The organism is Candidatus Sulfurimonas baltica, from assembly GCF_015265455.1.
Classification (GTDB): Bacteria; Campylobacterota; Campylobacteria; order Campylobacterales; family Sulfurimonadaceae; genus Sulfurimonas; species Sulfurimonas baltica.
The window spans coordinates 1,670,424-1,690,346 of sequence record NZ_CP054492.1; the positions used below are offsets into that span (position 1 = coordinate 1,670,424).

The 19,923-nt window shown below is 33.6% G+C and carries 17 protein-coding genes and 6 tRNA genes; 7 read left to right on the plus strand and 16 right to left on the minus strand.

What is annotated here, in order from left to right; all coding sequences use genetic code 11:
* The first annotated feature begins 82 nt into the window (after nucleotides 1-82).
* Complete coding sequence (locus HUE88_RS08340; protein WP_194368261.1) at nucleotides 83-1,111, plus strand: response regulator; 1,029 nt, start codon at nucleotides 83-85, stop codon at nucleotides 1,109-1,111.
* A gap of 3 nt (nucleotides 1,112-1,114) precedes the next feature.
* On the opposite strand, the gene HUE88_RS08345 is transcribed toward HUE88_RS08340, so the two are convergent.
* On the minus strand, nucleotides 1,115-2,350 hold the full coding sequence (locus tag HUE88_RS08345) for a glutamate-5-semialdehyde dehydrogenase (protein ID WP_194368262.1): 1,236 nt from the start codon (nucleotides 2,348-2,350) through the stop codon (nucleotides 1,115-1,117).
* A gap of 311 nt (nucleotides 2,351-2,661) precedes the next feature.
* On the opposite strand from HUE88_RS08345, the gene HUE88_RS08350 reads away from it, so the two are divergent.
* Nucleotides 2,662-3,420 carry a pyrroline-5-carboxylate reductase gene (locus HUE88_RS08350; RefSeq protein WP_194368263.1) on the plus strand — a complete coding sequence of 253 codons (759 nt, stop codon included), beginning with the start codon at nucleotides 2,662-2,664 and terminating at the stop codon, nucleotides 3,418-3,420.
* A 43-nt stretch (nucleotides 3,421-3,463) separates the two neighbouring features.
* On the opposite strand, the gene thrC is transcribed toward HUE88_RS08350, so the two are convergent.
* From thrC to HUE88_RS08390, 8 genes are all read right to left on the minus strand, one after another.
* Nucleotides 3,464-4,936 (minus strand): threonine synthase, encoded by a 1,473-nt coding sequence (gene thrC / locus HUE88_RS08355; protein WP_194368264.1) that lies wholly within the window; start codon nucleotides 4,934-4,936, stop codon nucleotides 3,464-3,466.
* Between the two features lie 81 nt (nucleotides 4,937-5,017).
* Nucleotides 5,018-5,425: a hypothetical protein gene (locus HUE88_RS08360; protein ID WP_194368265.1), complete on the minus strand. Its 408-nt coding sequence runs from the start codon at nucleotides 5,423-5,425 to the stop codon at nucleotides 5,018-5,020.
* 107 nt (nucleotides 5,426-5,532) lie between these two features.
* Nucleotides 5,533-6,756 (minus strand): murein hydrolase activator EnvC family protein, encoded by a 1,224-nt coding sequence (locus HUE88_RS08365; protein WP_194368266.1) that lies wholly within the window; start codon nucleotides 6,754-6,756, stop codon nucleotides 5,533-5,535.
* Nucleotides 6,753-7,565 carry a cell division protein FtsX gene (locus HUE88_RS08370; protein ID WP_194368267.1) on the minus strand — a complete coding sequence of 271 codons (813 nt, stop codon included), beginning with the start codon at nucleotides 7,563-7,565 and terminating at the stop codon, nucleotides 6,753-6,755. Before HUE88_RS08370 ends, HUE88_RS08365 begins: the two co-directional genes overlap by 4 nt.
* A complete protein-coding gene (locus HUE88_RS08375; RefSeq protein ID WP_194368268.1) occupies nucleotides 7,552-8,223 on the minus strand; it encodes a cell division ATP-binding protein FtsE in 672 nt (223 codons plus the stop codon). Before HUE88_RS08375 ends, HUE88_RS08370 begins: the two co-directional genes overlap by 14 nt.
* Entirely contained in the window at nucleotides 8,216-9,388 is a 1,173-nt protein-coding gene (gene trmB, locus HUE88_RS08380) for a tRNA (guanosine(46)-N7)-methyltransferase TrmB (RefSeq protein WP_194368269.1), read from the minus strand. Before trmB ends, HUE88_RS08375 begins: the two co-directional genes overlap by 8 nt.
* Before the next feature lie 13 nt (nucleotides 9,389-9,401).
* Nucleotides 9,402-10,754, minus strand: coding sequence for a fibronectin type III domain-containing protein (locus HUE88_RS08385; protein WP_229860052.1), 1,353 nt, complete (start codon nucleotides 10,752-10,754; stop codon nucleotides 9,402-9,404).
* Nucleotides 10,702-11,676: an RluA family pseudouridine synthase gene (locus tag HUE88_RS08390; protein ID WP_194368270.1), complete on the minus strand. Its 975-nt coding sequence runs from the start codon at nucleotides 11,674-11,676 to the stop codon at nucleotides 10,702-10,704. Before HUE88_RS08390 ends, HUE88_RS08385 begins: the two co-directional genes overlap by 53 nt.
* A gap of 93 nt (nucleotides 11,677-11,769) precedes the next feature.
* Between HUE88_RS08390 and HUE88_RS08395 the strand changes: the two genes are divergently transcribed.
* Nucleotides 11,770-12,882 (plus strand): FtsW/RodA/SpoVE family cell cycle protein, encoded by a 1,113-nt coding sequence (locus HUE88_RS08395; protein ID WP_194372597.1) that lies wholly within the window; start codon nucleotides 11,770-11,772, stop codon nucleotides 12,880-12,882.
* 59 nt (nucleotides 12,883-12,941) lie between these two features.
* Nucleotides 12,942-13,361, plus strand: coding sequence for a bacteriohemerythrin (locus HUE88_RS08400; RefSeq protein WP_194368271.1), 420 nt, complete (start codon nucleotides 12,942-12,944; stop codon nucleotides 13,359-13,361).
* A gap of 43 nt (nucleotides 13,362-13,404) precedes the next feature.
* On the opposite strand, the gene HUE88_RS08405 is transcribed toward HUE88_RS08400, so the two are convergent.
* The 7 genes from HUE88_RS08405 to HUE88_RS08435 form a co-directional block, all read right to left on the minus strand.
* A tRNA-Asp gene (locus HUE88_RS08405) sits at nucleotides 13,405-13,481 on the minus strand.
* A gap of 49 nt (nucleotides 13,482-13,530) precedes the next feature.
* Nucleotides 13,531-13,606 (minus strand) — tRNA-Val (locus HUE88_RS08410).
* A 27-nt stretch (nucleotides 13,607-13,633) separates the two neighbouring features.
* Nucleotides 13,634-13,709, minus strand: a tRNA-Glu gene (locus HUE88_RS08415).
* A 29-nt stretch (nucleotides 13,710-13,738) separates the two neighbouring features.
* Nucleotides 13,739-13,814 (minus strand) — tRNA-Val (locus HUE88_RS08420).
* A 20-nt stretch (nucleotides 13,815-13,834) separates the two neighbouring features.
* Nucleotides 13,835-13,911, minus strand: a tRNA-Asp gene (locus HUE88_RS08425).
* A gap of 23 nt (nucleotides 13,912-13,934) precedes the next feature.
* Nucleotides 13,935-14,010, minus strand: a tRNA-Lys gene (locus HUE88_RS08430).
* Nucleotides 14,011-14,084: 74 nt separating this feature from the next.
* Nucleotides 14,085-15,173: a CinA family protein gene (locus HUE88_RS08435; protein ID WP_194368272.1), complete on the minus strand. Its 1,089-nt coding sequence runs from the start codon at nucleotides 15,171-15,173 to the stop codon at nucleotides 14,085-14,087.
* Between the two features lie 124 nt (nucleotides 15,174-15,297).
* Here HUE88_RS08435 and ileS point away from each other — a divergent pair, with 124 nt between their 5' ends.
* The 3 genes from ileS to HUE88_RS08450 all read left to right on the plus strand — a co-directional run bounded on the left by ileS (nucleotide 15,298) and on the right by HUE88_RS08450 (nucleotide 19,883).
* Nucleotides 15,298-18,060 carry an isoleucine--tRNA ligase gene (gene ileS, locus HUE88_RS08440; RefSeq protein ID WP_194368273.1) on the plus strand — a complete coding sequence of 921 codons (2,763 nt, stop codon included), beginning with the start codon at nucleotides 15,298-15,300 and terminating at the stop codon, nucleotides 18,058-18,060.
* A gap of 202 nt (nucleotides 18,061-18,262) precedes the next feature.
* A complete protein-coding gene (gatA, locus tag HUE88_RS08445) occupies nucleotides 18,263-19,606 on the plus strand; it encodes an Asp-tRNA(Asn)/Glu-tRNA(Gln) amidotransferase subunit GatA (RefSeq protein WP_194368274.1) in 1,344 nt (447 codons plus the stop codon).
* A gap of 22 nt (nucleotides 19,607-19,628) precedes the next feature.
* A complete protein-coding gene (locus tag HUE88_RS08450) occupies nucleotides 19,629-19,883 on the plus strand; it encodes a hypothetical protein (RefSeq protein ID WP_194368275.1) in 255 nt (84 codons plus the stop codon).
* Nucleotides 19,884-19,923: the final 40 nt, after the last annotated feature.

Sequence of the window (19,923 nt, forward strand, 5' to 3'; positions counted from 1 at the left end):
CCTATATTTTTTTATATTATACATTAACTTTGTAAAATTTAATTTTTATTACAGTATCATAAAATAAAAAAAGAGAGCCGTTATGGAAATAATTAATGAATATTTAATTGAAATTGTTGTTGCAATTGCCATAGTTACCATTCTTGTGACATATTTTTTAATGAAAAAACCTAAACAAATATCTGAAGAAGAAGTTGCTGATAGTATAGAAGATATTACAGTAGATGATTTCGATACTAAAGATGACATAAAAACAGTAGAAGAAAGCGTTAATGTCGATGCACCGGTTGTTATTGATACAAAAAGAATTAAGAGAACTGCGGTTTACCATGATAAAATAAAAAAAGATGATTTTGAAATATTTAAAGGTGTTAAAATTTTAGTTGCTGAAGATAATATTATTAATCAAAAAGTAATTACAGCTCTTTTAGCAAGCTCAGGAATTGACATAACCATGGCAAGTGATGGACAAATTGCCTTAGATATTTTAAAAGAAGATTCTAATTTTTCATTAATATTAATGGATGCTCATATGCCAAATGTTGATGGCTTTCAAGCTACAAGACTTATTCGTCAAAATCCAGATTACAACCATATACCTGTTATAGCACTTAGTGGAGATACGGCGACAGATGACATTAATAATATGTTTAATGTTGGAATGGAACAGCACCTAGAAAAACCTATAAAGATGGATGCACTTTACGATGTTTTATATATGTATACTTCAGGTGAAGAGGAGAACAATACTCCTAGACAAGCTAATGCAACAGCCGCAAAATTTGATATCGAATATGGATTGGATATTTGTGGCGGAGATAAAGAATTTTACATTGAAATACTAAATGACTTTATATCTAGATATACAGATTCTTCTAAAAAACTCCAAGAGTTCATAAATAACAAAGATGCCTTAAATGCTGACAAAATGTTACTAGATATTGCAGGTGTTGCAGCAAATATAGGCGCCATATACTTGCACGATGTAGCAATGGAGCTAAAAAATGACATCGCAAAACCTGAAGATCTAGAGTATATTTCTAGCCTGAAAAAATACAAAAGATCACTACAAGAAGTTTGTGATGCTATAAAAGAATATGAACAAAACTAATTGTTATTTTCTTATTTGACCGCTTCCGTAAATTTTAAACTTATATGTGGTTAGCCCCTCTATTCCCATTGGTCCTCGAGCATGAAGTTTATTTGTGCTTATTCCAACCTCTGCACCAAAACCAAATGCTCCGCCATCCGTGAAACGAGTTGAAGCATTTACATAAACAACTGCCGCATCAATAGAGTTTAAAAACTTCTCAGCCACCGTTATGTTCTCGGTAATAATTGCTTCAGAGTGTCCTGATGTAAATTTAATTACATGTTCAATTGCGCCATCAACTCCGTCTACTACTTTTATATTTAAAATATTTGCTAAATACTCAGTGTCATAATCCTCATCAGTAGCATTTGCTACTTCAATTATGCTTTGCGTTTTCAGACAACCTTTTAACTCCGTGTGAGCTCTGTCAAACTCTGCTTTTAACTTTGGCAGTGCATCTGAAGCTATAGCACTATCTACTAAAAGTGTTTCCATTGCATTACAAACACCCGGTCTTTGCACTTTTGCATTTATTGCAATAGCTATTGCGTTATCAAGTTTGGCATCTTTGTCTATATAAGTGTGACACTGTCCTTTATCATGCTTAACCACACTTACGGTTGCATTATCACTTACATATTTAATAAGCCCTGCCCCGCCACGAGGAATTATTAAATCAACATATTTATCCATCTTAATAAGCTTTGCAACACCCTCTCTTGAAGAGTCTGGTATAAGTGAAATCAATGATACTGGAAGATTATTTTTAGATAAAACCGCCTGAAGTACTTTTGCTATAGCTTTGTTAGAATTTTCAGCCTCTTTGCCACCTTTTAAGACACACACATTAGAGCTTTTAAAGCATAATGCTGCTGTATCACTTGTAACATTAGGGCGAGACTCATAGATAATTCCTATTACCCCGATAGGTATTGAAGTCTTTTCTATTTTAAGTCCATCTTCTGTCACCCAACCATCAATCACTCTGCCTACAGGCTCTTTAAGTGCTGCTATCTCTTCAATTGCTATAGCCATACCTTCTATACGTGATTCATCTAAAAGCAGTCTATCCTTTAGTGCTGAACTTAAATCGTTTTTGTCTGCATCAGACATATCAATCGCGTTTGCTTCAAGCAAGTCCATTGTATTACTTCTAAGAGCATTTGCCATCTCTTTTAATATTCTATTTTTTTCTGACCCGCTTAGAGTAGATAGGACTCTACTTGCAGATTTTGCTTCTTCTAAAAATTGTTCCATGCTTTCACCTTATTTCTAATTATGTCATACTACCACAAAGTGGCAATGATATATTTTAAACCTATTTGCAAAATATTTTATAGTTTAGTATAGATATCATTAACTAATTGAACTCTCTGAATAATTAGTAATTACAATTATTGAAAATATCTAAATGGTTCTTTGAGATGGAAAATACTGATGATGAAGCTTGTTTTACGATATCTTTTTTTAAGTAATATGATGAAATTTTAAAAAAACGGTACAGTCGGTGCTTAAAGCATAGCAATTAGTTGGTTAAATGTTATACTACAAAAAAAATTAGGATTATTATGAAAACTATCACTTTTATTGGAAATGGAAATATGGCACTTAGCATTGCTAAGGGGCTAAAAGAGAACTACAAGATTGAAGTTATTGGTAGAAATCTAGAAAAACTAAACAAATTTGAAAATGAACTTGGTGTTAAAATAACAAAAGAACTTATGGATAACTGCAGTGTTGAAGGAAAAACAGTAATGTTTTGTGTAAAGCCTGCGAATGTTGAAGAGGTATCTAAAAAGCTTAAAGGTTGTGCAAGAGTAGTCTACTCTGTTCTTGCTGGGACTACAGTTGAAAAACTAAGAACAAACCTAAACCCAATGGCTGTTGTAAGAACTATGCCGAACTTGTGCGCAAGTGTAAATAGATCTATGACAACACTTACAGGAGATTTAGAGTTTCAAGAAGAAGCGCATGAACTTCTTGGAGCGATAGGTTCTACAAGATGGTTATCTAGCGAAAAAGAGTTGGATATTGCCACTGCTTTAGCTGGAAGTGGACCAGCTTATCTAGCGCTTATTGCCGAAGCACTTGCAGACGGTGCTGTAAAGCAAGGTCTAAGAAGGGATGATGCTATGAATATTATGCGAGGTCTTTTTGGTGGCTTTGGTGAGCTTATACAAGATGTTCACCCTGCAATTTTAAAAGACGGGGTAATGAGTCCTGGTGGAACTACTGCTGCTGGGTACGGTGCTTTAGAAGATGGAAATGTTAGAGCTGCATGTATAAATGCTATTGAAAAAGCATTTAAAAGAGCAAAAGAGCTGTAAAACATCTTACATGTAGGCTTGATATCTACATGTAGAATTAAATCTATAAAAACTTAAGTATCTCTTTTTCAATATCTTCTTTTTCTATAATAGTATTTTGAGCGATTTTTTTAGAAAACAGCCCTTTTACCATATCTGGGATTTCTAAAGAAGCAACCTTCGAGATTGATTCGAGTGCATCTACATCATTGGCGTCAACTTCACCAGTTAAAGCGTTTGCTATTACTGGAGAGAACTTTGTCCATTCTGCTGTCGAATATGCTATTGTCTTGATTTTTGGACTTGAGCAAGTCTCATAAGATTTCATACATGTAGCTGTATGTGGATCCATTAAGTAACCTTCTTGATTGAAAGTATCTTTAATGTACTTCTTACCCTCTTCTCCATTACAAAAGTCAGCATCGAAACTGTTTTGAAGCTTTACGAGTTCATCTTGTGTCAATTCATAAAAGTTTTTTGTTTCCAAATCTTCCATAAGCTCTCTGGTTCTCTCAAACCCGAACATATCATACAAAATTCTTTCAACATTTGATGATTTTAAAATATCCATGGCAGGTGAAGTTGTACCTACTACATGTAAATCTCTTAAATCATATTTTCCAGTTTTAATAAGTTTCGTTAAGACATTATTCTCATTAGAAGATATAATAATCTTCTCAACAGGAACTCCCATCTTCCAAGCATAATATCCACCAAGTGCGTTACCAAAATTTCCACTTGGAACATTTAAATACACTTTTTCACCCATAACAGTAGCACCTTGACGAACTAACTCCAAATAACTATGAATATGATAAATAATCTGAAAAATTATTCTTCCAAAGTTTACAGAGTTTGCAGCTGAAAGAGAGATGTTTTTTGCTTTTAGCTCTACTCTAAAATCATCAGAAGCTAAAAGTCTTTTTAGTGCATTTTGTGCATCATCAAAAACGCCATTAATTCCTATAACTTTCAAGTTCGGTGCATCTTCTGTAACCATCTGAAGTCTTTGAACATCACTGGTTCCACCATCTGGATAGAGACATGCAACTTGAACATTTGCACGATTTTTGAATGTCTCAAGAGCAGCAGGTCCGGTGTCACCACTTGTTGCAGCCAAGATAAGATAGTTTTCATTTCTTTTTTGCGCGATTGATGACAAAACAACGCCAAAAGGCTGAAGTGCCATATCTTTAAAGGCACGTGTAGGACCGTGATAAAGCTCACTTATATAAAGATTTTCTTTTACTTTTTTTACTGGAACAGGATTACTAGCGTCATCAAAATTATCATATAAGTCTAACGCTTCTTCTATAACACTTTTATCAATATCAATCTCAAAACGACTCAACATATCTGATGCTAACTCTTTGTATGAGGAATTAAGATGTTTATTTAAAAATTCTTCTCCAAGTTCAGGCAAGTTCTCTGGCACATAAAGACCGCCAAAAGAGGCAATAGGGCTTAAAATAGCTTGTGAAAATGTAACATATTGAGGTCTGTTTTTATCGTGTCCACGAGTTTGAATAAAGTTCATATTTTTCTCTATTAATTAATTTTTTGAAATTATATCAAAAAATATATTTTTATACATGCGCATCTTTGAACTTACAGCTGCTTAAAAATTTCTTCTCTTATTTTGATTATCATCATACTTTAAAAAATTAACTAAAATACCAACAAGCAAAGCAGTCGCTACTATCTCATACCCTATCATCCAGACAATTAAAAATGCACTCATATCCAACTGCTGAAAAACTGAAAAATTTCCGCTTGCTATAAATAAAAAAATGAATAATGCTCCAACAACATATGGTATAAAAAGAAAGTATAAAGGATACACAACCATCTCATACCCCTCTGGTGATGCCATATAAGAACTAAAATCAACTTTTTGTGAACTAAAAGAACTTGAGCCTTTTTTCTGTACGACTACATTCTCTTTTATAGTATGATTATTATCGAGCATCTGATTATAGTACAATAGATTATTATGATGAACTTCCATATCCTCTTTAGAATCCATAAATACACCTTTTTGATAAATTACTTATACAGGGTTATTATACATTTAAAAATATTTTATTTTATATCCATTACTGGAAGTAAATAAATATATAAACTTATTTTAATTTATTGAAAAAGTTTTGCAGGATTTATGTGGAATGATTTTTGTGTAGCCTCAAATATCAGCTCATCACTAACCCGTCCAATTGTATAGCCCTTTTTAATTTTTTTACCTTTTTTAATATTAGGTGAAATTTGAGAGAGATTTGCATATATAGTATGTAGTCCGTTATCATGCTCTACGATTACAATATTATCAAGCACAGCCGTTTTATCAGCATAAATAACTTTACCATTGAACACCGTTTTAACTTTTGTATTCTTTTGATTAGGCTTTAATGAAATAGATTCATTAAATACTTTTATTCCATAAATTGGGTCTGTATAGGTTCCATACTGTTTAGTGATCTTATATGGTTCAAATGGTGCAATAGTTTTTTCTCCATTGTAGTTTTTAGTTTTTACAGCCTGATAACTGCTTCCGTGTTTTTTAACTTTAGGTAAATCTTTATCAGAAATTATATCTACTCTATTAAAAGCTTTGGCTCTAGCTTCTTCCTCTTTAGCCTTTTTTATCTCATCAATTTTAATAATATTTAATTGTGCTAAAGTTTTCTTTAGCATATCTTGCTTATCTAAAATTTTCTTTAACTCATTTTTATATGACGATTTTGCCATTTCTAGCTTTTTTAGTGACTGCTTATTTTCTTCTTGAGTTTTTACTAATTCTATTCTTTTTGCATCAATATTTGCAATTGCCGCTTCCAAAGCATTTGTATGTTCACTTAAAATATTTATATTTTTAGCATTGTTATAAAAAATTTCATTTAGCTCTTTTATCTTTGTTTTAGAATTTTTCAACATTAGCTGAAGTACTTCATATTCAATAAGAGACTCTTCGCTTGCTGTGTACTCTTCTTCTAAAATAATTGATAAAGAGACACTTTGAGCTATTGTAAATACTAGTTCTTCTTCTAATTCATTTCCATCTTTTATCAAAATATCTTGAGAACTCTTCATCTCTTTTAAATGCTCAACATTTGATTGATAGCTACCCTCTTTTTCAGCGAGTTCATCTTGTAAATCTTTAAGATGTTTTTGTTGAATTTGAATCTCTTTTTTTTGTTTTTTTATTGCGTCTGCAGTATCATCCATCTTTTTATTTATATCTTCATGGTTTTTACTGTAGTAAATTATTTTAGAACTTGCAGTTGCAATTTTACTGTCAACACTTGTTTTTGCCTCTAAATTCAGAGAAATCAAAAGAGACATAATTAATAAATGAATCATACCTCTTCTTTGTGCCCTATTACTATTAAAGATGCCAAAAGTATTGAGATAGACATTGCTACGCCAAGTATTAATAAGTAGTCATCTACTGGGTTAAAAATAACTATACTTATTCCAATGTTATCAAGCTGTTGCAGAACCCAAGAGGATGAAGATACGTAAATAAACACTCCAAATGCTAAAAAGCTGGCAATAAGGGCATCTACAATTGCAAGTCTGAATAATACTGCAGAACGTAGCCACATAGCTGCTCCAAAAAGTCCCATAATATTCATACGCTCATTATGCTTATACTGCCAAATTTTAAGTTCTTTAAAGATAAGAAGGAGTGTAACGACAAGAACTACTATGGCAAAAAGTGCAACAACATTTTTAAATAAAAGCAAAAGTTTGTACGTAGTATCATGATTATGGGAGAAATCTTCTACTTTTGTAATTGAACTGTTTTTTAATAAATCTTTTGTTAGTTTTTTTACCTCTTGCGGTGTTGGATAGTATTCAAGACTTAATTTATAAAATTTTGGCAAAGTAATTTTTAAAAGCTCTAAATTACTACTTTTCATACCGTTGTTAAATCTTTTTATAACCGAATCAGGAGACAACTCTTCAGCATTTGATATTAATTTATTTATACACATTATTTCATCATTTGCCAGCTTTTTTTGACTAACTGCTATAACAGAATAATTATTTGCCAGATTCTTTTTATATGCATCAATTGATCTGTCAACTATTTGAAAAACCTGCATTGAAAAAAGTATACTCAAGAGTGCGATTACAAGCGATAGGTGATTTCTAACAGACTTCATGAATACTTCCATACTCGATATGTAAATGCTTATAATCAACGTTTAAAGAACTTGGAATATGATGAGTAACAACAATAACCGTAGTGTTTAGCTGTTCATTAGCACCTTCGAGTAGCTTCCAAATAAGCTCAGATGAATATTCATCAAGATTACCTGTAGGCTCATCTGCCAAAATAATAATAGGATTATGGGCAAGTGCTCTAGCCATAGCAACTCTCTGCTGCTCACCACCACTAAGTTCCAATGGATACTTTCCTGATTGATGGTTAAGTCTAACATGTTTTAAAAGCTTATCAACCTGATTTTGAGCAACACCTTTCACATAACCGCTTATTAATAGGGGAAGCATTATATTTTTATCTATACTCCACTCTTTGACAAGCTTGTAATCTTGAAAAACTATTCCAATGTGTCTTCTTAAAAAATTTAACTTTGAGCGAGAAACATTACCTAGCTCTACGCCCCCAACAGTAAGACTGCCTTGCTTTAATTTCAACCCTCCATAAAGAGACTTCAAGAGTGTAGATTTGCCACTGCCACTTGCTCCTGTTATAAAAACAAAGCTACCTGAACTAATTGAAAAGTTCGCTTTATTAATAATTGTCTCATTGTTGGAATATGATAGAGATAAGTCTTTGGCAATTATTACTTTATCCATGAAGTATTCCGTTTAAATATTCATGTGCAAGTAAATTACTTTTTGATTTAAGTGGAAGAGACGGAAAATATTTTGCCTCATTACCCTTAACAATAAGATATAGATGTTCAGGTCTATCAAAACTTCCAATTGAAATACGAAGCATAACACCGTCATTTAATCTATAAGAGCGCTCAAAATGAATAAATCCACCATCAAATTTTGCTATATTTTTATCTAGTTTTAAAATATCATCACTTGAGAGTTTTACATCAAAAAAGCTGAAATCACCATCTAAAGATAGTAACTCAGACTCTTCTTCATTAATCATAGTAATATCATAGATATTTTTTTCCATTTTTTTCCATCTATCTTCATACTTTGAACTAATGGCAATATCTTTGTTTTTATTGATATGTAGTGTAGTTTTATTAAAGGAGATAAATGTCTCATAAGAGTATGCGTAATAATTTTCACTATCAGTTCGAAGTTCTAACTTCCCACCAACCTTTAAAACTCTGTTAGCTTCTTTAATAAATGATGTTGATATAACTCTTCTGTGAGGTTTTTTATCCCATGGAACAGGGAAGTGTACATAAATCTTGCCAACTATATTTGAAGGTATCAGTTCCATAAAAAGTCTAGCATCATAATCAAGAACAAGCAAGTTATTAAGGTTTTGAATTGTTATCTGCTTTAGAACCTGCTCTATCGATGGTCTATGTATTTCAATACCTATGAACATAATATCAGGATTGTTTGCAGCTTGATGCAGAAGATGTCTTCCTGAACCAAAACCAACTTCAACTCTAATCTCTTTATCTATTTGAAAATTTGAAGCAAAATACTCAATTTTTTTCAAAGCACTAACTTCTTCAAGATGTACATTTTTTTGGTGTTCTGGAACATTTGAACTTATAATTTTCAACTCAGCTAGTTTTGCATAAGCCAACAATGCTTTGTGTACATTATATATAGATGCGGGTCTTGTTAGTTTATCAGTCTTTAAAAGGCTTCTATTCTCTTCTTCTTTAACAAGCAGAAAAAACACATCATCCTCTACTGTGACTGAAATTAATTTCTCTTCTTCGTGATTTATGTTATCTGCTATAAAGTTAAAAGAGACCCCACCTTCTTGTGCTGGAAATTTTATCTCTTTAAATTCTGATATATGTAAATGTGGCATTATTCTCGTTCTTTTAGTTAAAATCTTGTAAAGGTGTAATTAAGTCTTTTTTAGAGTTTACTTGCTCTTTTTCTAATATCTTTGGAGATTGTATAAATGCATCTATAACTAATAAATCTCCAACTTTAAGTTCAACTTCAATACTAGACTCAGATTTAATGCCATTGATATCTACACCAAACACTTTATAGTAATAAATTTTATCTGATTCTATCTCTGAGTCTATAAACTCTAAGCCATTGATACCTTCGAAATCTGCAATTGATTCATCAAATAAACTTTTCTTATACCTCTTTTGAACAATATAACTTTTAATCCTAGTGTCTTCTTTACTCCATGATATTTTGACTTTACCGTCAATTAATTTTGCCTCAACCAATGAAGGTGTTTTTGGTTTAACCAACGTTGTACCCATTACAGACTGTTTATCATTTTTACTCTCTAGACCATCTTTATCTACTACACTTACCCTGTAAAAGTACTGCTTGCCATCTTCTTCGATTGTATCAATATAAGAGTTATTAACTAAAATTGCTAGCAGTTTGTAACTTCCATCTATGTTTGAAGCCCTGTATAAGTTATATTTTAAAAAATCTTCAGCTTCACTTTTTTCCCATCTAATTTCAACTCTTCTTGAAAGGTCAGTTGTTGCGCTTATTTTACTTATATCTTGAGGCAATGCTTTTGTTGTAACTTTAACTTCTTCACTTGGCTTTGAAGTAATACCGTCATAAGTAAAAGCACGTATACGGTATATATAAGTATACTTATCTTTTAGCTTGGCATCTATATACTCCGCACTAAGTCTTCCCTCAACCGTTGCAATATCTGTCCAGACATTTTCTTCCAAAGTTCTTCTTTGAATTATATATGCCTTTACTTTTTGGTTTGTATGCGGTCTCCAGATTATTTTTGCACTTCTTGGCATACCTGTTCCAGCGTAAAGCCATGTAACAGAGTCCATAACATCAAGAGAGGTTAATATGGTCGATTTACTTGGTGTTGATTCTGCATTGTCGCTATAAGTTTTAAAATAATACCTATATTTTGAGCTAGGTTTAATTTTCAAATCAAGATAATGAGTAGAAAAACGGTTGTTTACTGTATCATAATACTCATCTTTACCATTGAATTTTTCATCCAGTGGTACCTTGTAAATATAAACACCTTTAACTCTTTGATCTTCTATTAATCCCCACTCAAGAGCTATAGCATTACTCTCAAGTATAGTTCCGCTTTGAGTAAGATTAACTAATGGCAGTGATTCATCAACAGTTGGCTCTTTTTTTGGTGTAGGTTTAGCACCACAACCACTAAGAATCAGTAGTGAAGCTGTGCAGAATGTAACTAGGGTCAATAACTTCATTTATTTGCTCCGGATTAAATTTTTTATCCATATACTCTCTCATATCTGCATCAAATGGTGCAATAAAAGATAGTTTTTCCTTGCTCGTTGGATGGATAAAGTATATTATATAAGCGTGGAGCAAAATTCGTTCCGATTTCTCTTGTTTTGGGCTTACAGCATAAATATGGTCACCAATTATATGACGATTTATACTTTCCAAATGAACACGGATTTGATGAGTTCTACCAGTAAATAGCTTACATGCAACAAGTTGATTTTTTTCATCACTTGAGAGAGTCAGAGCTTTAAACATTGTTGTAGCGTTTTTACCATTATTGTCCGAACATGCCATTTTAAGCCTGTTGCTAACACTTCTGGTTATATGTTTGTCTATGGTGGTTATATCATCTTTTAGCGGCGGATTAATTACCGCAATGTAATATCGTCCCATACTTTTATCTTGAAGTTGCGCAGATAAAAACTCATGAGCTTCATTATTTTTAGCAACGACCATTGTTCCACTTGTACCCTTATCGAGTCTATGGACTATACCGTGTCGCTCTTCTCCGCTTATTGTAGAGAGTCTAATACCTTTATGTTTTAGCCAATCAACCAAGGTTGCTTCTTTAACACTAGGAGCTGGATGAACTGTAACACCAGTTGGTTTATTTATAACCAATACATCATCGTCTTCATAAAGTATTTCAACATCAAAGTCAATTGCCAGTGCTGGTTTTTTATCAACATATGGAAATTCAACTCTTACATTCTGGTTTGCTTTTAGCTTAACACCGGCGCGAGCAACTATTTTATCATCAACATATACACACTCTTTTTTAATTAACTGCGCTATTTGTGAACGACTCTGCCCTATTACAGACGCCAAAAATATATCTAAGCGTTGAGCCTCTTCGCAAACATAACTTTCTACTTCACCCATTTTCTAGACCTTTTTTAAAGAAACTTTTTTATACATAAAACCGCTACTGCAAGTTTTGTGATACAATTTCATAATTTATTTTGGAGTTACAACTTGTGGAGAATTGATAAACGTATTTTAGCACAATTTGATTTTTTTTCTATTATCTTAATTCTTCCGCTAATCATTACTTCAAATTGGTTGATTAATGAGGTTGTTCCTGCTCTCGCCCAAAAACAAACAGCCTATGTTGGTGTAGCTTTTTTAGCATTTATTGGCGTATTTTTGCTCCCTATTCGCAGAATGAGTTGGTTAATTCCCCTAATATACTGGATAAATATAGGTTTGCTACTAGCGGTTGAATTTTTTGGTCACGCCAGACTTGGTGCACAAAGGTGGATTGAGATACCTTTTATAAATGCAACCATACAACCATCTGAATTTGTTAAACCGGCGCTTATTTTAATGCTTGCATACCTTATTCATAAGTCCCCTCCTCCAAAACAAGGCTATAGAATAAAAGATTTTTTAAAAATTAGCTTTTATATACTTTTGCCTTTTATCCTTATAGCAAAAGAGCCAGATCTAGGTACCGCTCTTGTTCTTCTTCTAATTGGGTATGGAGTTCTTTTTTTCATAGGTGTCTACTGGAAAATATGGGCCGTTATTATAGGAACAATTCTTCTTTCTTCACCACTTGTATATCAATATTTACTTCATGACTATCAAAAACTTAGAATAAAAGACTTTTTAAGTGAAAAACCTTCTTATCATGTTCAACAATCAATTATAGCCATAGGCTCAGGTGGATTAACAGGTAAATCAAAAGATGAAGCAACACAAACGCAAATGAGATTTTTACCTATCGCTACAAGTGACTTTATTTTTGCCTTTCTTGTTGAGAGAAGTGGTTTTTTAGGTGCTTTAGGGATCATACTTATATATGTTATGCTTATCTTACATCTATTGAGTTTGAGTGTCTTTAACACTGATTACTATATAAAAGTTGTAACTATATCTATATCTTTTATGATATTTATTTATATGGGTGTTAATATTGCAATGACTATAGGATATGCACCTGTTGTTGGATTGCCACTGCCAATGTTTAGCTATGGAGGAAGTAGTTTTTTAAACTTTATAATTCTTTTTGCTATCATGCAAAACCTTATAACTTTTAGATATAAAGATATGTACGATGACAGAGGAACAAAAAGTTTTTTATAAAACGTTTTATATATATTTATTTAATTTTTTATACACTACAATAAAAACAAAGGATTAATGTGCAAATAAATGATGAAATAAAATGGAATAATGTATACAGCGTAGGGATAGAAAATATTGACACTCAACACAAAAAACTGTTTGAGATAGTAAATCGTTTGTTATCCTTAGAAATTAGTTCAAATGAAACAGAAGAGATTAAAATAATATTATATGAATTTAGTGATTATATGAGAACCCATTTTGATGATGAAGAGATATATATGTTGTCAATTGGATACCCTGACATTAAACAACACAGAGAATTACATCAAAAGCTAGTTGAGAGCCTTGCTTTAATAATAAACACACCGGCAGATATAAATACTATAAAGACAGAGATGAACGTACTTGCAAAACAGATACTTGTTAATCATATCGTAACAGAAGATACTAAAATTTTTACATATAAACTATCTAAAGAGTATCCTAGAACATAAGTCTAAATAAATTAATATTGAAAATAAATGAGAAAAAAAGAGGTGGCGCGGTGGACGAGACTCGAACTCGCGACCCCCTGCGTGACAGGCAGGTATTCTAACCAACTGAACTACCACCGCACCTATAATTAAAAAGAGTGTTTTACAAAAAGTAAAACTTGTCACTAAATGGTGGGCACTACTGGACTCGAACCAGTGACATCTACCTTGTAAGGGTAGCGCTCTACCAACTGAGCTAAGCGCCCATTTATTAACTTTTCTACACCAATTTGTGGCGACCCCTAAAGGATTTGAACCTCTGTCCCTACCATGAAGTGATAGTGTCCTTGGCCACTAGACGAAAGGGTCACTTTCATAAACAATAAGGTTTACAACTATGGTGGGCACTACTGGACTCGAACCAGTGACATCTACCTTGTAAGGGTAGCGCTCTACCAACTGAGCTAAGCGCCCAAATTAAACAGAAAAACTAATGGCGCGGTGGACGAGACTCGAACTCGCGACCCCCTGCGTGACAGGCAGGTATTCTAACCAACTGAACTACCACCGCATATATTATTTTTAAGTTTAAAATGGTGTCCTGTGATGGATTCGAACCATCGGCCACATCATTAAAAGTGACGTGCTCTACCAGCTGAGCTAACAAGACGTTTTCCTCTATTTGTTAAGAGGTCGAAATTATAGGCAAATAGATTTCAATTGTCAAGACAAAAAGAGCTAAATTTAAAAAAACATATCTTTATCAACTAATAGCAACATTTTAATGCCAAAAAGTACGCTCTGATGCTGAATATAGTTTCTATCTCCACTTAAATTTAGATGCTCTTCTGCGTGCTGTTTTTTACTTCTTACACCTATATATATTGTACCTACTGGTTTATGTTCTGTTCCTCCACCCTCACCTGCAATACCACTTATTGATATTGAGTAGTCAGAACTACTGACATTCATGGCACCATCACTCATCTCTGAGACAACTTCTTTACTTACTGCACCACTCTTTTCAAGTATTGCGTTTTCAACACCAAGCCAGTTCTCTTTTAAAGTATTTGAATAAGTAATCAAAGAACCATCGAACATTTTTGATGCTCCATTGTTTTTTGTAAAGTAGTAAGCTAAAAGACCTCCCGTACAACTCTCGGCAAAACTCAGCTTCTTTTTATTGGCAGACAACTTATCAATTATATAACCTACCACACAAGATGCTGGTATAAGTTTTTTTGGCAATAGCTGCTTTGCTGAGTTTATAAACTTAGATATATCACCATATTTTTTACTTCTAACATCAATGCGAAGCCATCCATCAATTATATTTACTATATCTATATTTACGTCATATGTTTGTGCAATTGGGCTAAGTAATGCTACAGCGCTCTCCTTATCCTCTTCAAAAAGATGCAGTGTGGCTTTAGAGTCATGAAAGTAAAGCAGTATCTCTGGAAGTTTTTGCATCTCGTCTACATGTAGAACATTTATTTGAGAGCTATTATGTTCTAAGAGATAACTTCTATCCTCGAAAACTGAGCACTTAGAGGGTATAAGCATGTTTTCTTTTAGAATCTGATTGTCACCGGTTGCTGTGCAAATAACCTTCCCGATTGTTGAGAAATGCTGTTTTGTTGTTACTACTATAAGTTGGTTTAATGAGTTTAGTTCTTCTTCTAAATATAAGAAAAGAGAATTATCACTCTCTTTAAAAAATGTTATAGAATCAATAAAATCTGTTTTTTGTTCAATTTTTCTTATTACATACTCTCTTAATGGAGTGTTATATATAAATTTATTTCCAATGAATATAAGATGTAGTTTCATATAGTAAAAAGCCCTCTTCAGCAAATTTTGTTCGCTTATTATAGCACTGTTTTTACTATTTAAAGTGGTATTTAAAGACATAAAAGATATAATCCAAAAATTTTAATACACTTTTGAGGTACAGATGGACTATAAAGACACACTACTATTACCTACTACAGACTTTGCCATGAGAGGCAATTTGATAAACAATGAACCAAAAAGATATGCTGCTTGGGATGAAAATAAAATATATGAGAAAATGAAGAGTAATCGTAAAGATGCTCCAAGCTTTACTCTTCACGATGGACCTCCATATGCGAATGGAAATATACATATCGGTCATGCCTTAAATAAGATTCTAAAAGACATCATTATAAAACACAACTATTTCAATGGCAAATCTGTCCGCTTTACTCCGGGCTGGGATTGTCATGGTCTTCCAATTGAGCAGCAGGTTGAGAAAAAGCTTGGTGGCAAACAGAAAAAAGAGCTTCTAGAGACAGCAAAAGTCAGAGAGCTTTGTCGTGAGCATGCTGCTAAATTTGTTGATATTCAAAAAGAAGAGTTCAAGCAACTTGGCATCTTGGCTGACTGGAACAATCCATATGTAACTATGGACTATAAATTTGAGGCAAATATTTATAGAACACTTTGTAGTGTTGCTAAAAAAGGTCTTTTAATTGAACGCAGTAAACCTGTTTTTTGGTCTTGGGCAGAGAGAACAGCACTTGCAGAGGCTGAAGTTGAGTATGAAGATAAAGAGGATTATTCAATGTTCGTTGCTTTTGAACTCAGTGATGAAGCAAAAGCAAAACTTGGCATAGAAGGAAAAGCTGCTCCAGTTATTTGGACAACAACACCTTGGACTATTCCGGCAAACACAGGTATTTCTTTAAACCCACATGAAGAGTATGTTCTAACTGATTCTGGATACATCGTTGCTAAAAAACTACTTAACTTGCTAAATGAAACTGCTGTTTTAAGTGGACAGGCTGTTAAAACTTTTAAAGCTGTAGAGTTTGAAAATCTACTTGCTATAAACCCACTAAATGGAAGAAATTCTCGTATAGTTTTAGGAGAGCATGTTTTAGTTGAAAATGGAACCGGCTGTGTTCATACAGCTCCTGGTCACGGTGAAGATGACTACCGTGTAGGACTTGTTTATGGTTTAGAAGTTGTTATGCCTGTTGATGAGACTGGATGTTATGACAATACAGTTGTTCGTGATGGATTAATTCCAAACGCTGAAGAGTTTGTCGGAAAGCATATTTTTAAATGTAATGAAGCAATCCTTGAACTTATGGGAGAGAGTGTTCTACATGTATCCAAATTTATGCACTCGTACCCACACTGCTGGAGAAGTCACACTCCATTAATCTTCCGTGCAACAAAACAGTGGTTTATCTCTGTTGATGAGAAGCCTGAAGGTGAGTACAACACTCTTAGAAATATTGCTCTTAGTGAAGTGGAGAGAACTCTTTTCTACCCTCAAAGCGGAAGAAACAGACTAAAATCAATGGTTGAAAACAGACCCGACTGGTGTATATCACGCCAAAGAGACTGGGGAGTTCCAATCGCATTTTTTAGAGTAAAAGCTACCGGAGAGGTTTTACTTGAAGAGAAAGTTCTAAACTTTACTGCGATGATTTTCGAGATGCAAGGGAGTGATGCTTGGTACTCAATGCCAACAGAACAGCTTCTTTATCCAGGTTCAGGATACAAGGCGGATGAGCTTGAAAAAGTGACTGATATTTTGGATGTGTGGTTTGACAGTGGTTCAACTTGGAACTCTGTTTTAAAATCTCGCAATTACGATGCAGGAGAGTATCAAGCAGATTTATATGTTGAGGGTTCTGATCAACATCGTGGCTGGTTCCAATCATCAATGTTTTTAAGTTGTGCTGTTGAGCACAAAGCACCTTACAAAGCAGTTCTTACTCACGGCTTTACAGTAGATGAAAAAGGTGAGAAGATGTCTAAGTCTAAGGGTAATGTAGTTGCTCCTGACGCTGTTTTAAAAGAGTACGGCAGTGAAATTCTTCGTCTTTGGGTTGCTTCAAGTGATTATCAAAGTGATTTAAAAATCTCTCAAGGGATCTTAAAACAGACTTCTGAAAACTATAGAAAACTTAGAAATACTTTTAGAATAATGTTGGCAAACATTAACGATTTAGAGACTCTGACTCCATATTCTGAGATGGGAGAGTTAGACAAATGGATTTTAACTCACGCTAAAAATGTATTTAATTCTGTTCATAAATCATTTAGTGAGTATAACTTTGTTCACGGTATGAGCCTTTTAAACAACTTTATTGTAAATGAGTTAAGTGGAATCTACATAGATATAACAAAAGACTCTCTCTATTGTGACGGTTTAAAAGATGCTAAAAGAAACTCTAGTCAAAGTGCAATGGCAATTATGACAAAATCTCTTTTAGTTTTAATAGCGCCAATATTGACTTACACTGCAGATGAGATTATAGATAATGCTCCGGCAATCATTAAAGGTAATGCAGTTGATATTTTTGATTTTGTTTATGAAGAGATTCAAACTAGTGAGTCTAATTTTAATGCAGTTTACATGACTAAAGCCAGAGAAGCCTTTGGAACAATTGTTGATGCACTAAAAAAAGAAAAAACAATCAAAAACACTTTAGAGTTGGTTATTTCAACGGACTCACATGTAGCTCTTAAAATGGATAAAACTGAAGCTGAGGATTGGTTTGTAGTTTCAGGAATAATTGAAGAAAATGCAGAGCAAAATATACTTGGAACTTTTAAAGTTGATAACGATACTTTTGTTATATCAAAATCAACTGAGCACAAATGTCCAAGATGTTGGAAATACCAATCGGCTGACGAGGTCTCTACATGTAAGAGATGTTCTAAGGTCTTAAATGACTAATTTTACCCAGCCTGTAGAGAGTTCATTTATTATAACTACTATAGTAATAATATTTGTTCTTATTGGCATTGGTATATTTGCAGTGAAACAATTCAAGAGATAAAATCTGTCGCTTTGGCGACAAGCTTTAGTGCCATAGCGGCTAGCGTAGAAAATGGGACTTATTCCATTTTTGCACAAAAATACAGACAAAGGAAGTTTAGTGATAACATTAAAAGAAGCCCTAAAATTATCTAAAGATGAATTAAAAAAATTTAAAGAAGATTTAAAATCTAAGATTGAAGCAAAACCTGAACTCAATGCATATCTTGACGTAATCAATGCTGGTGATGGTGTTCCAATAGCTGTTAAAGATAATATTCAAGTACAAGACTGGTCTGTAACATCTGGATCAAATATTCTTCAAGGTTACATTGCACCATATAACGCGACTGTAATCAATAAAATGGCAAAAGCTGGACTAACCCCTTTTGGTAGAACAAATATGGATGAGTTTGCTATGGGTTCAACTACAGAGTCTAGTTTTTACGGTAAAACTCTAAATCCCCACAATAGTGACTATGTACCGGGAGGAAGTTCTGGCGGTTCTGCTGCTGCTGTTGCTGCTGGTTTAGCTATAGCAGCTCTTGGCAGTGACACTGGCGGAAGTATCCGTCAACCTGCTTCATTTTGTGGAATTGTTGGGATGAAACCAACTTACGGAAGAGTAAGCCGTTATGGCTTAGGTGCTTACGCTTCTTCTCTTGACCAGATTGGGCCTATGACGCAAAATGTTGAAGATGCGGCGATTTTATATGACATAATAAGCGGTCATGACGAAAAAGATTCAACTTCTGCAAATATGAACGATAAAGTTTCAGATAAATTAGACGCTTCGAGAAAGCTCAAGATTGCTGTTCTTCCTAAACATATTGAAAATGCAAGCGAAGATGTCAAAAAAGCTTACGAACTGGCAATAACTGAACTTAAAAATGCAGGTCATGAGATAGTTGAAAAAGAGTTGATGGATGCTAAGTTTGATATCTCTGCTTACTATATAACTGCAACTGCGGAAGCTACTACAAATCTGGCTCGTTATGACGGTATCCGTTACGGAAACCGCGTAACAGGAAAAAACCTTGAAGACACTTTCATTCAGACTCGTAGCAATGGCTTCGGCGATGAAGTTAAACGTCGTATATTACTAGGAAACTTTGTACTTTCAAGCGGATACTATGAAGCGTACTATGTAAAAGCACAAAAAGTACGTCATATTATCAAAGATGAGTATGCTAAGATTTTCGAAGATGTAGATTTGATACTTTCTCCAATCGCACCTGGTACTGCACCAAAATTCGGAGAGCTTAAAAACCCTATGGACATGTATCTGAGTGATCTCTATTCTATCAGTGTAAACTTGGCAGGCCTTCCGGCAATTTGTCTTCCTATAAACAAAGGTGCAAACGGTATGCCTGTCGGGCTTCAACTAATCGCTAAAGCCTATGATGAACAGACACTTTTTGATGGTGCTCTTGGCTTAGAAAAACAGATAAACTACGCTAAGTAAAACTCTATATAAGAGGCAAAAAATGGCTACATATATTAGTAACGGAAAAGAACTACTTGATGTTGAGTATGACGATATAGTAGAGATTAACGATATTGTTGATGGCATGAGAGTAATATCAAAAGATGTGCGTGATGACGAGTATGCTGTCTTTATGTTAGAGCTAAACGGCAATATATGCTGTTATGTTTTTGACGAGGTTTTTATCATAGGAAGAGTTAGTGGTTTTGAAACTCTTCAAGATGCAATCTACGCTTGGAACAACAATGAAATATAGCTGTATTTAGATAGTACAAAAACTGATTTACCTTTTTTTA

Coding starts and splice junctions, on each gene's coding strand:
- HUE88_RS08340 (WP_194368261.1), top strand. CDS start 83: ATGGAAATAATTAATGAATATTTAATTGAAATTGTTGTTGCAATTGCC.
- HUE88_RS08345 (WP_194368262.1), bottom strand. CDS start 2,350: ATGGAACAATTTTTAGAAGAAGCAAAATCTGCAAGTAGAGTCCTATCT.
- HUE88_RS08350 (WP_194368263.1), top strand. CDS start 2,662: ATGAAAACTATCACTTTTATTGGAAATGGAAATATGGCACTTAGCATT.
- thrC (WP_194368264.1), bottom strand. CDS start 4,936: ATGAACTTTATTCAAACTCGTGGACACGATAAAAACAGACCTCAATAT.
- HUE88_RS08360 (WP_194368265.1), bottom strand. CDS start 5,425: ATGGATTCTAAAGAGGATATGGAAGTTCATCATAATAATCTATTGTAC.
- HUE88_RS08365 (WP_194368266.1), bottom strand. CDS start 6,756: ATGATTCATTTATTAATTATGTCTCTTTTGATTTCTCTGAATTTAGAG.
- HUE88_RS08370 (WP_194368267.1), bottom strand. CDS start 7,565: ATGAAGTCTGTTAGAAATCACCTATCGCTTGTAATCGCACTCTTGAGT.
- HUE88_RS08375 (WP_194368268.1), bottom strand. CDS start 8,223: ATGGATAAAGTAATAATTGCCAAAGACTTATCTCTATCATATTCCAAC.
- trmB (WP_194368269.1), bottom strand. CDS start 9,388: ATGCCACATTTACATATATCAGAATTTAAAGAGATAAAATTTCCAGCA.
- HUE88_RS08385 (WP_229860052.1), bottom strand. CDS start 10,754: ATGAAGTTATTGACCCTAGTTACATTCTGCACAGCTTCACTACTGATT.
- HUE88_RS08390 (WP_194368270.1), bottom strand. CDS start 11,676: ATGGGTGAAGTAGAAAGTTATGTTTGCGAAGAGGCTCAACGCTTAGAT.
- HUE88_RS08435 (WP_194368272.1), bottom strand. CDS start 15,173: ATGAAACTACATCTTATATTCATTGGAAATAAATTTATATATAACACT.
- ileS (WP_194368273.1), top strand. CDS start 15,298: ATGGACTATAAAGACACACTACTATTACCTACTACAGACTTTGCCATG.
- HUE88_RS08450 (WP_194368275.1), top strand. CDS start 19,629: ATGGCTACATATATTAGTAACGGAAAAGAACTACTTGATGTTGAGTAT.